Below are 11,710 nucleotides of genomic sequence, written 5' to 3'. Positions count from 1 at the left end.
TGATCGAGAACCACTGTGCCGAAGGATCTCGGGATACCGTGAGGTTTTCCACGGCCCGAGTTCTCCTTCCGTTCAGTGGCCCGACTACTCAAGTCGTTAAGCTGGTCATATGAATGACCGTTCCGGCGCCGATTCAGCGAAGACGGCGGATGTGATCCAACCGGTCGAACTCGTCTGGGGTCTTCCCGGTGGCCTCGGCGACCGGTGGACGCCCGTCGAGTCGGCTGCCGGTGTACACGGTGTGCTGCCGCCGCCGTCCGAGGTCGGTGACCTCTACGGTGCGGCTGCGGCCGAACCCCCGCTCAACGAGGACCGGAAGTACGCGCTTCTCTTCGCCGACGTCTACGAGGCCTCCGTGCGGAAGGGGCAGGTGCTCGCCGCCCTCGCCCGCTCGGCCGAGGACGGCCGCCTCCGCGCCATCGCGTACGGTCACTTCTGGGCCTGGGCGGAACAGGCCTACGAGTGGGCCTACGAGCTCAGGGAGTCCCTCGGCGACGCCGCGCCCGTCCTCGAATGGACGTTCGCCCTCAACCTCCTCGCCAGGGATCCCCGCCTCCGGGCCGCCGGGCTCGGGCGACGCACCCTCGAGTCCTGGCTGCGCGGAATCTCCGGCTACGGCTGCTGGCTCCAGACCGACGATATCGACAGCCCGGCTCGCCGCCTCTACGGAAGCCTCGGCTTCACCGCCATCGGACACGGGCCGCAGGCCCCCAACGGCGAGCCCGGCCTCGTCATGTTCCGTCCGCCGCAATGATGACGTTCTGAGACGCACGTCACCGCCTGACCTGGCAAGATGGGACCATGAGCAGCTCATTGACAGAAGCCCACGACCAGACCCCTGACCTCGACGACGACTTCCTCTGGCTCGAGGACATCCACGGAGATGACACTCTCGACTGGGTCCGCGAGGAGAATGAGGCGACCCTCGCCCGCTTCCGCGACGATCTCTTCGACCGCATGTCAGCTGAGATCCTCACGGCCCTCGACTCCGACGACCGCATCCCGATGGTCACCAAGCGCGGCGGGCACCTCTACAACTTCTGGCGCGACAAGGACCACCCCAAGGGCCTGTGGCGCCGCACCACGTGGGACAGCTACACCACAGACGACCCCGACTGGGAGATCCTTCTCGACGTCGATGAACTCGCCCGCGCCGAGGACACCCCCTGGGTGTGGTCGGGAGCGTCGGTGAAGCGACCGGACCACACACGCGCGCTCATCTCACTCTCCCCGGACGGCGGCGATGCCCACCGCGTCCGCGAGTTCGACCTCGAGACGAAGCAGTTCGTCGACGACGGCTTCGACCTCCCCACGGCCAAGTCCCGCTTCGCGTGGCTCGACGCCGACACGATCCTCGTCGCGACCGACACCGGATCCGATTCCCTGACGACCTCCTCCTACCCCCGGCAGGCGCGGGCACTCACCAGGGGACAGAGCATCGACGAGGCACCCATCGTCGCCGAGGTGCCCCGCGACCACGTCGCGATCTACGTCGGCTCCGACGTCGGCGGCCGCAATGTCGACCGCGCGGTCACCGTCGATGCCATCGACTTCTTCAATTCCCGGGCGAGCTTCATCGACCTCGACGATCTCCGCGGACCGGACCACGCCCTGCCGAGGACCGCCTCGTCGTGGGAGGACGCCTGGATCCCCGTCGACGTCCCCACCGACGTCTCCGTCGGAATCGACGACGACTTCGTCCTCTTCCGACCGCAGTCGGACTGGGACGCAGGCACGGTCGTCGTTCCCGCCGGCGGACTCGCCGCGGCCCCGACCGCCGAGGTCAAGGCCGGCGCCATCCGACCCCGGCTGATCTTCACCCCCGACGCCCACACCGCGTTGGCGTCGTGGTCGTGGACTCGCGACCGGCTCGTCCTCGAACTGCTCCGAGACGTCCAGTCCGAGCTCGTCGTCCTCGACCCGAGCGACGACTTCGCCTCCGCGCCGCTCCCCGGCGTCGAGGCGAACCATATGGTCAGCTTCGCCCCCGTCGACCCCGACGATGACGCCACCGCCAACGACTACTGGCTCGTGAGCACCGGCTTCCTCACCCCCTCGACGCTCTCCTACGGCAGCCTCGGCGACGCAGCCGGCGCTCAGGCGTCGGCGCCTGAGGTGATCAAGTCCTCGCCTGCGCTCTTCGACTCAGACGGCCTCACCGTCGAGCAGCACTTCGCGACGAGCGCCGACGGCACGCAGGTTCCTTACTTCCAGATCGCCGAGTCGGGTCTGGTGCTCGACGGCAACAACCCGACGCTCCTCGACGGCTACGGCGGATTCGAGGTCAGCCGCACGCCCGTCTACTCGCCCATCGTCGGCCTCGGCTGGCTCTCGCGGGAGACACAGGGCCGCGGCGCAGGGCGCGGCCACGACATCCCCGCAGGCCGCCGGGGAGTCTACGTGCTCGCCAACATCCGCGGCGGCGGCGAGTACGGACCGCAGTGGCACACCTCGGCGATGCGAGAGAACCGGATGCGCGCCTACGAGGACTATTCCGCCGTCGCGAGGGATCTCATCGACCGGGGCGTGACCCGGACCGAGGACCTCGGCTGCGCGGGCGGATCGAACGGCGGTCTCCTCGTCGGCAACATGCTCACCCAGTACCCCGAGCTCTTCGGCGCGGTCTCCTGCGGGGTTCCGCTGCTCGACATGCGCCGGTACACCAAGCTCAGCGCCGGGTACTCATGGAAGGCCGAATACGGCGATCCCGACGACCCCGCGGACTGGGCCTTCATCCAGCACTTCTCGCCCTACCACCTTCTCGACCGCAGCGTCGACTACCCGCCCGTCCTCTTCTGGACCGCGACCTCCGATGATCGGGTGGGACCCGTGCAGGCACGGAAGATGGCGGCGCGCATGCAGGCGATGGGGATCCCTGACGTGTGGTTCTTCGAAGACACCGAAGGCGGCCACGCGGCGGCCTCGGACAACAAGCAGGCCGCGTTCGTGCGGGCGCTGAGCTACCGATTCCTCTGGAACGCGCTGACGGGGGAGTGAACCGGGGTCGCGCAGGCCCCTGCAGAGGTGAGGGGACTCACTGGCAGGGGCCTGTGCGGCGGCGTAGCGTGGAGCCATGACGAATGAGACGCAGCGCTTCCACGCGGAGTACAAGGTCATCGGCGGCAAACTCGTCGTCGCCGACGTCGAGACCGACGGACAGACCATCACCGGGGCCACGATCTCCGGCGACTTCTTCCTCGAACCCGAGGACGCCTACTTCGATCTCGCACCGGCCCTCGTCGGCGCCGACGTCACCGCCGACAACGCGCAGCTGCGCGAACGCCTCGACGACGCGCTCGCGACGTACGGCTCCGAACTCGCCATGCACGGGTTCTCCACCGCAGATGTCGCCACAGCAGTGCGTCGGGCCCTCGGATCGGCCGCGGACTTCACCGACTTCGACTGGCAGATCATCCGCGGCGAAGTCCTGCCGACACAGCTCAACGTCGCCCTCGACCAGGTGCTCCTCGAAGAGGTCTCCGCGGGCAGGCGCCGGCCCACCCTGCGGTTCTGGGAATGGGACGACACCGCCACCGTCATCGGCGCCTTCCAGTCCTACGTCAACGAGATCCGCCCCGAAGGCGTCGAGAAGTACGGCGTCGAGGTCGTCCGCCGCATCTCCGGTGGGGGAGCGATGTTCATGGAGGGCGGCAACTGCATCACGTATTCGATGTTCGTCCCGCCGTCGCTTGTCGCCGGCCTCGACTACCAGGAGTCCTACGTCTTCCTCGACCAATGGGTGCTCGCGGCTCTGCGCAGCCTCGGGGTCGAGGCCTTCTACAAACCGATCAACGACATCTCCTCGACCGAGGGCAAGATCGGCGGGGCCGCGCAGAAGCGCCTGCGCGACGGCACGCTGCTCCACCACGCGACGATGAGCTACGACATCGATGCCGACAAGATGGTCGAGATCCTCCGCATCGGTCAGGCGAAGATCTCCGACAAAGGCGTTGCGAGTGCGAAGAAGCGCGTCGACCCGCTGCGCAGCCAGACCGGTGAGACCCGCACCGACATCATCGAGACCATGGCGACGACGTTCATCGACCGCTACGGCGCCACTGAGGACACTTACACCGAAGCCGAGCTCGACCGCGCCCGCAAGCTCGTCGCGGAGAAGTTCGGCACTGAGGCGTGGACGCACCGGGTTCCGTGATCGGGGCGTTCCGCGGCACGATCGTCACTCTCGGCGGAGGCGGCTTCTCGATGTCGGAGACCGGAGAGTCAGCCACCGACGACTGGCTGCTCGACCTCGCGGGTCGTCGGGTGGCAGCGGCTCAGCCTCACAGTCCGGCACTGCCGCGCGTGTGCTTCGTCCCGACCGCCTCCGGCGACAGCCGCGACTACATCGAGCGCTTCGAGGCCGCCTTCACCGGTCGCGCCCAGACGCATGTGCTCTCCCTCTTCGGACAGAGCCCCTGGGGATACCGGGAGCCGGAGATGCTCGCGGAGATGGACCTTGTCTACGTCGGCGGAGGATCGACGGTCAACCTCCTCGCTCTGTGGCGCACGCACGGCGTCGACGACGTTCTGCAGCGGGCCGCGGCCTCCGGCACGATCCTCGCCGGGATCAGCGCCGGCGCGAACTGCTGGTTCGAGGCCTCGTCGACGGACTCCTTCGGGCCTCTGGCGCCGCTCCGGGACGGCCTCGGCTTCCTCCCCGGCAGCGCCTGCCCGCACCATCACGGCGAAGAGGGTCGGGCCGAGACGTTCCGGACGTGGATCGCCGACGGGACCCTGCCGGGCCCGGGATTCGGACTCGACGACGGTGCTGCCGCCGTCTTCACCGACGGTGCGCTCGCCTCGGTGGTCACCGAAGACCCCCTCGCTCGTGTCCACCTCGTCGAGGGTGAAACGGAGACTCCGCTCGAGTCGATCTTGCTCGCCTGAGGCGACGAGAGCGCCGACCGCAGGTCGCCGGTGCCGCTATGCTGGGCGCGAGGACTCAGGGAGGCGAACCATGGCCAGGCTCAGTCGTGAGGAACGGCGCATCCGCAGCGAACGACGCAGCGCGATCCTCCTCATCGTCGTCTCCGCGATGTTCGTCCTCATCGGTATGGGCATGCTCCTGACCGGCGAGCTCGTCGCCATCCTCGTCGTCCTCTTCTTCGGTGGATGCCTGCTCGCCGGATTCATGCGGCTGCCGTCGATGAGCCTGCGCTCGAGTCTGCTGCTCGCGATCGCCGGCAGCTCGGCCTTCGCCGTAGCGTGCGCGGTGATCGTCGCCCTCGCCATTGCGGGGATGGCGATCGAGTCGACGATCGTGGCGCCGACGGCGCTCACCGTCGTCGCCGCTGTCGGGGTCGTCTTCTTCGGCGGCGGAGCGATCCTGCTCACCGTCCTCTATCGGAGGAATCGGACGGAGATCGGGCGGGATCAGGACGGCCCGGAGGCCTGAGCGACCGGCAGACCGGGCCCGGCGCCCGCGAGCGTGAGCACCCCGTCCTCGATGACCCCGACACTCTGTAGGATTGGGAACCACAGCGTCCCGAACCTCCAAGGAGAGACATGCGCCAGGTCGAACCGTCCGTTGAACTGCTCGCCAAGCCCAGCATCGATTGGGAGGCGATGAGGACGTACCTCGACGAAGTCGGGGGCACCTCGTGGGCGGACAGGGTCGAAGCAGCGGAGTCACCGGACGCCGAGGACCTCCTCGAGTTCTCCGGACGCATGTGCTACCGCTCGTGGGAGCCGGGCCTCAATCCGAATGTCTCCCGTGTGCGCACCGATTCGGCGTCCTACCTCGGCAACGTCATCTCCTCCCAGCACGGGTCGGTGCTCGAGCATGCGAACTTCACGTTCGTCCTCCACAACGTCTCCCGTGTCCTCACCCACGAGCTCATCCGCCACCGTGCCGGCTCCGCGTTCTCGCAGGAGTCCCTGCGCTACGTCCGCCTCGCCGACATCCCGTTCTGGTTCCCCGACTGGGCCCGTGAGGATCCCGAGCTCATGGAGCGCTCGCTCGCCGTCCTCGACACCCTCGAAGAGCATCAGAAGTGGATGGCCGAGCACTTCGGCCTCGACGAAGAGGGCACGAAGTTCGCGCACAAGAAGCACATGACCTCGTTCATGCGCCGCTTCGCCCCCGAAGGCCTGGCCACCGGCATCGTCTACACCGCGAACCTCCGCTCCCTGCGCCACGTCATCGAGATGCGCACCGCGAAGGGCGCCGAGGAGGAGATCCGCCTCGTGTTCAACAAGATCGGCGAGATCATGCAGACCGAGGCTCCGGCGATCTTCTCCGACTACGAGATCGTCGACGGGGAGTGGATCCCCGGCACCCGCAAGGCCTGACCACCGCACCGCCGGCCCCGCACCCTCGCGACCCACGAAAGGGCACACCATGGCTGACATCTTCGACGCCGAGCTCAGCCCCGGCAAGCTCGAGGTCATCACGGAGTGGGTGGCCGCGCAGGACTGGGCGTCCGACCTCGACCTCGAGCGTGAGCCGCTGCAGAAGGTCACCGCCTATCGGTTCGACGACCCCGCCGGTGAGGTCGGGCTCGAGGTCCACATCGTCTCCAGCGGCGGTCGCACGTTCCAGGTGCCGCTGACGTACCGCGGTGAGCCCCTCGACGGTGCCGCCGATGCCCTCATCACGACGATGGAGCATTCGGTCCTCGGCACGCGCTGGGTGTACGCGGGCATGGGCGATCCCCTGTTCCGGCGCCGCCTTGACGCGACGATCGCCACCGCGGGCACCTCGGCGAAGCAGTACCTCGTCGACGACGCGGGCGAGCGCGTCGAGGAGATCACCGACGTCGCCCACGTCCACGGCACGGGCCCGCTGGCCGGTGCCGGCGGCGTCGACCTCATCACCGAGCTCACACTCGACTCGCCGCTCGAGGGCACCGAATCCGGTCTCCTGCTCGGACGCTGGCCCGGTCAGGACCATTCGGTCGTGCTCGCGGTCATGGAGTGAGCTCGGCCGGCTGCGGTGAGCCGCTGGTCAGCGGCCGAGACCGAGGTCGATGATCGTCATCCCAGCCGTCGTCGCGCCGGCCTCATCCATATCGAGCATCGCCTGCGGTGCCTGTTCGAGACCGATCGTCGTGGTGACGAGATCCTGCGGCCGCAGATCGCCGGAGGCGACGAGGGCGACGAGCTCGGGGTAGCCGGCTGCGGCCATGCCGTGGGAGCCGAGGATGCTCAGCTCGAGCGCGATGACGCGGGGCACGTCGATGACGGGCTCGCCGTCGAGCAGCCCGATCTGCACATGCCTGCCCAATGGGCCGAGGGAGGCGATCGCCGAGGTGATCGTGTCCTGCCGTCCCAGGGCATCGACGGTCACGGCGACCCCGCCCGGACGGTCGGCAGCCGGCTCGACAGCCGCGGCGGCCCGGACGACAGCCTCGGCGAGTTCCCCGGGTCCCAGTCCGCGTGCGCTGACCGTCCGGCTCGCTCCGAGGTCCCGGGCCCGGTCGAGGGCGGCATCGCTGATGTCGACCGCGATGACCTGTGCCCCGATCGCGCGGGCGATCATGATCGTCGAGAGACCCACCCCGCCGCAGCCGAACACGGCCACGGTCTCACCGGCCTGCAGCTCGGCGCGGACCCGCAGTCCGTGGAAGGCCGTGGCGAAGCGGCACCCGAGCCCGACGAGTGCGGAATCCGGCAGCTCCTCGGGCACGGTGACGAGATTGGCGTCGGCGTGATGGATGACGACCTGATCCGCCCACGACCCGAAGTGCGTGAAGCCCGGCTGCGTCTGGTTCGGGCACACGTGGGCGTTGCCGGAGCGGCACCACCGGCACGCCCCGCACCCGCACACGAAGGGCACCGTCACCCGCTCACCGACGTGGAATCCCTCGACCGCCGGCCCCGCCGAGGCGATCCGCCCGACGAGCTCATGCCCGGGCACGTGCGGCAGACTCACCGTCTCATCGTGCCCTGACCAGGCATGATGATCGCTGCGGCAGACGCCAGTGGCGTCGACGTCGATGACGACCCCGTGGTCGGGAGCCGTCGGTGCAGGGATGTCGGCAAGCTGCGGCGGTGTGGAGAAGCGGTCGTAGACGATGGCGCGCATGCCGCCGATGATAGCCGCGAGTCCCCGCGGCTGTGCGCGCCGTCCGGGAGGTGCGGTGCCGACCGGGGTGCGCGCCGTTCGGGAGGGGCGTGCGCCAGCCCCGTCGGCCTCAGCTGATGCCGGCAGCTGCAAGTGCGTCGAGGAGGCGTCGGCGCAGCGCCTGCGCACGGCGGCTGAAGGCCTGCTGGCGCTCCATGTACTCCGCCTTGCCGGCCGCGGTCTCGATCGCGACGACTCCGTAGCCCCAGCCGCGCAGATCGTAGGGGGAGGCCTCCATGTCGAGCGTGCGGATGTCGAGGGCGAGATCGAAGCAGTCGAGGACGAGCGGCGACGGGGCGATCGGCCCGATCTTCATCGCCCACTTGTAGAGGTCCATGCCCGCATGGAGGCAACCCGGCTGTTCGTTGCCGACCATGCCCTCACGTGTCGGCTGGAGCGTGTTGCGCGGCCTGGCGGCGGCGGTGAAGAAGCGGAACGCATCGTGGTGGGAGCACTGGATGCGGTGGCGTTCGACGACGGCGTCGGTCTCCGCGGAGCTCAGCCGCAGCGGCACCTGCTGATGGCGGCGTTCGTCCTCGCTCATCCGATAGACCATCGCCCATTCGTGGAGGCCGAAGCACCCGATGTTCGCTTCGCGATCGAGGGTGGCGGACAGAAGCGCGGCGATGAACCGAGCCCCCTCGCCTCGGTCGGCTCTCCAGGACTCGAGGTCCACCTCGGCGACGGTGCCGTCCGTGCGATACCACCGACGGTCGACGTACTCGCGGTCGCCTGAGGTCTCGAGCTCGAGGAGGACCCCGGCTCCGGGATTCCACTTCGCGAGCTGACCGGCCTTGAACGGGTAGTACGTGAAGAGGAAGTCCTCGACGGGGTGCTTCTCCCCGGCCATCCGGCGGGCGACGTGCGCATCGGTGCGGGTGGCGACCTGCGCTTCGTGCTCCTCGCGCAACGTCCGCCACGCGGGAGCCGACAACCGCGAACCGGGCCCGACGACAGCGTCAGCTGCGGGGGCCGGCGGTGCGGAGGAGAGAGCCTGAGTCACCGTTCCATTGTCCCAGACCGCTTCGTTCCGCGCATCGCGGGAGCGCTGATCGGATCCTCGGGCCACGGGTGCTTGGGATAGCGGCCGCGGTTCTCCGCCCGCACGTGCGGGTACGCGCCCTCCCAGAACGATGCGAGGTCGCTCGTCACCGCCAGCGGCCGGCGTGCGGGGGAGAGGAGGTGGAGGACGACGGGCACCCGACCGTCGGCGATCCGCGGGACCTCGGTCCACCCGAAGACCTCTTGGAGTTTGACGGCGAGGACCGGCCCATTCGGGGAGTCGTCGTCGCCGACGTCGTCCGGGTCGGGGTAGTCGAGGCGCACCCGCGATCCGCTCGGCACCTCGATCGTCTCCGGGGCGAGTTCGTCGAGACGGGCCGCCTCCGGCCACGGGAGCAGTGTGCGCAGCGCACCGACGAGGTCGACGGCACCCGGGTCGGCGCCGCGCGCCATGCGGTCGAGCGCCGCCGGACACCAGTCGGGCAGAGTGTGCGCGAGATGCGACCACCGCACGTCCGGCCACGGCTGTCCGATGACGTGACGGAGCAGCCCGAGCCGTGCGCGCAGCTGGTCGAAGGCGGGACTCGGCCGCAGCACCTCCCGCGCACCCCTGTCCTCGATCGAGCGGGCGATCGCCTCCCGCGCGAGCTCCGGGCTCGCCGTGATCGGCGTCGACGTCAGTGCGATCCCGCCGAGGCGGGTCTGCCGGACCGCGCGCACCTTCCCGTCCGTGAACGTCGCCGACTCCTCCGTGACGAGCAGTCCCGCCCCGGCGAGTTCGGCCGTGTCCGCGTCGATGGGAACGGCCGAGCGGATCGTCGGCCGCCCGCCTGCCAGACCCACCTCGGCGATCGCCAGCCACGGGCTGCCCATGAGTGGAGAGTTTCTCGGCAGCGAGGCGGCGGTGCCCGAGGCGAGCAGATACTCGGCATCGGCACCGTTGCGCGCTCGGGCGATCTGGTGGGGGAAGGCGAGGGCGACGACGAGCCCGAGGTCCTCCGGTCGCAGGCGCTCACCCGCCGTGCCGCCGCCGCTGTACTCGCCGACGATGCGTGTGAACCGGTCGACGTCCTGGGTGAAGCGCCGGTCGCGGGAGGCACGGAGGTCGCGCAGCACCGCGGTGAGGTCGGCGCCGGAGGAGCGGCGGTCGGATTCGACGGCGGCGACCGCCTCGGCGGCGGCCCGGGCCCCGAGCATCGCCGCCCCGTCGAGGAGTCCGCGTGCCGCCCACACGGACGCCGGCACCCGGGCGATCGCCCGCCCGAGGTCGGTGACGTGCAGGTCGGCGCGCCGCGCCTCCGGGGGCGTCCTATCACCGGTGTCGACCTCGACGGCACCGAGGCCGACGAGGTTGTCCACGGCCAGGGCCCAGGCGTGATGCGGCATCGGGTCGGGCAGCAGCTCGGTGTCACCGCCCCAGGAGGCGAGGTCGAGGACCGCCGAGGTGAGGTCGGCGGTCGCGATCTCCGGCGGGGTGTGCTCGGGCAGGGAGGCCCAGTCGGACTCGGACAGGCACCGGTAGACGACGCCGGGGCCGAGGCGGGCGGCGCGACCCGAGCGCTGGACACCGGAAGCCTTCGATTCCCGGGTCGTCACGAGCCCCGACATCCGCCGCTTGGTATCGAGGCGGGGACCACGGGCGAGCCCCGAATCAACGACGATGCTCACGCCGGGCACCGTGAGCGCAGATTCCGCCACCGAGGTGGTGACGATGACCCGGCGCTCACTGTCGTCGGGGTTCCGGGGCCGGAGGATCGCGTCCTGGTCGGCGGCCGGGGTGCGGCCGGTGAGCGTGTGGACGCTTACGGCAGGCATCCCGGAACCGAGGGACGCCGCGGATCCGGACAGCTGCCCGCGGATCCGGTCGGCCACCTCGTCGACCTCGCGAGCTCCAGGGGCGAAGACGAGGACGTCGCCGCCTGCTGACTCCTCGAGGGCACGGACAGTCGTGCGGGCGAGGTGGTCGAGGAAGGCCCGGCTTACCCCACGGGCGTCGAGGGGGCGTTCGGGAGCCGGTGCCCACCGGACGTCGAGCGGATGCGTCTGCGCCGCGACGGAGAGGACCGGTGCCGGGTCGGTCGGGACACCCACACGCCTCGCCCAATCGCGGGCGTCGAGGGTCGCGGACATGACGACGAGGCTGAGGTCGTCACGGAGCTCGACGAGTTCCCTGCCCATGGCGAAGACGAGGTCGGTGTCGAGGTGGCGTTCGTGGACCTCGTCGAGGATGATCGCGGCGACGCCTGGCAGCTCCGGATCGCCGAGCATCCGCCGCAGCAGCACTCCCGTGGTGACGAACTCGATCCGCGTGCGTGCCGAGACCAAGGACTCCCCGCGCACCGTGAAGCCGATGTCCTCGCCGAGGCGGGTCCCCGTCAGGTGCGCGAGCCGCCTCGCCGCAGCGCGGGCCGCCATCCGTCGCGGCTGGGTGACGACGATGCGGCCGGAGTCGGGTCCGGCGGTGGTGCGCAGATGCTCGGCGATGAGCGGGGGCACGAGGGTCGTCTTGCCGGTGCCGGGCGGGGCTTCGACGACGAGGCGCGGGAAGGGGTCGGCCACCTCGGCGGGAAGACGCTCGATGAGCTCAGCCGCCGGGAGGTCGGCACCGATCGTCGTCAGGTCGAAGGAGTCCATGCCCCCAGT

General features: G+C 69.9%; 10 protein-coding genes. 7 read left to right on the top strand and 3 right to left on the bottom strand.

Annotated features, from left to right (window positions below):
• Positions 1 to 109: 109 nt before the first annotated feature.
• From ACQ1RG_RS16075 to ACQ1RG_RS16045, 7 genes are all read left to right on the top strand, one after another.
• Positions 110 to 754: a hypothetical protein gene (locus tag ACQ1RG_RS16075; protein ID WP_009378186.1), complete on the top strand. Its 645-nt coding sequence runs from the start codon at positions 110 to 112 to the stop codon at positions 752 to 754.
• 47 nt (positions 755 to 801) lie between these two features.
• Complete coding sequence (locus ACQ1RG_RS16070; protein ID WP_430600265.1) at positions 802 to 2,997, top strand: prolyl oligopeptidase family serine peptidase; 2,196 nt, start codon at positions 802 to 804, stop codon at positions 2,995 to 2,997.
• Between the two features lie 76 nt (positions 2,998 to 3,073).
• Positions 3,074 to 4,153, top strand: coding sequence for a lipoate--protein ligase family protein (locus tag ACQ1RG_RS16065; RefSeq protein ID WP_009378190.1), 1,080 nt, complete (start codon positions 3,074 to 3,076; stop codon positions 4,151 to 4,153).
• Positions 4,132 to 4,887: a peptidase E gene (locus tag ACQ1RG_RS16060; protein ID WP_009378191.1), complete on the top strand. Its 756-nt coding sequence runs from the start codon at positions 4,132 to 4,134 to the stop codon at positions 4,885 to 4,887. The genes ACQ1RG_RS16065 and ACQ1RG_RS16060 overlap by 22 nt, the downstream gene beginning before the upstream one ends.
• 70 nt (positions 4,888 to 4,957) lie before the next feature.
• Complete coding sequence (locus ACQ1RG_RS16055; protein ID WP_009378193.1) at positions 4,958 to 5,395, top strand: hypothetical protein; 438 nt, start codon at positions 4,958 to 4,960, stop codon at positions 5,393 to 5,395.
• Positions 5,396 to 5,505: 110 nt separating this feature from the next.
• Positions 5,506 to 6,291: an FAD-dependent thymidylate synthase gene (gene thyX, locus ACQ1RG_RS16050; protein ID WP_009378195.1), complete on the top strand. Its 786-nt coding sequence runs from the start codon at positions 5,506 to 5,508 to the stop codon at positions 6,289 to 6,291.
• Positions 6,292 to 6,340: 49 nt separating this feature from the next.
• Positions 6,341 to 6,919: a maltokinase N-terminal cap-like domain-containing protein gene (locus tag ACQ1RG_RS16045; protein WP_009378197.1), complete on the top strand. Its 579-nt coding sequence runs from the start codon at positions 6,341 to 6,343 to the stop codon at positions 6,917 to 6,919.
• A gap of 27 nt (positions 6,920 to 6,946) precedes the next feature.
• Here the strand turns inward: ACQ1RG_RS16045 and ACQ1RG_RS16040 are convergent, their stop codons facing one another.
• The 3 genes from ACQ1RG_RS16040 to hrpB form a co-directional block, all read right to left on the bottom strand.
• Positions 6,947 to 8,026 (bottom strand): alcohol dehydrogenase catalytic domain-containing protein, encoded by a 1,080-nt coding sequence (locus ACQ1RG_RS16040; RefSeq protein ID WP_009378200.1) that lies wholly within the window; start codon positions 8,024 to 8,026, stop codon positions 6,947 to 6,949.
• Between the two features lie 109 nt (positions 8,027 to 8,135).
• A complete protein-coding gene (locus tag ACQ1RG_RS16035) occupies positions 8,136 to 8,975 on the bottom strand; it encodes a hypothetical protein (RefSeq protein ID WP_009378202.1) in 840 nt (279 codons plus the stop codon).
• 89 nt (positions 8,976 to 9,064) lie between these two features.
• On the bottom strand, positions 9,065 to 11,701 hold the full coding sequence (hrpB, locus tag ACQ1RG_RS16030) for an ATP-dependent helicase HrpB (protein WP_009378204.1): 2,637 nt from the start codon (positions 11,699 to 11,701) through the stop codon (positions 9,065 to 9,067).
• Between the last annotated feature and the right edge of the window lie 9 nt (positions 11,702 to 11,710).

Source organism: Brevibacterium sp. K72, from assembly GCF_050562175.1.
Taxonomy (GTDB): Bacteria; Actinomycetota; Actinomycetes; order Actinomycetales; family Brevibacteriaceae; genus Brevibacterium; species Brevibacterium casei.
The sequence above is the reverse complement of the archived record's forward strand: the minus strand, read 5'-3'. Positions and strand labels throughout refer to the sequence as shown.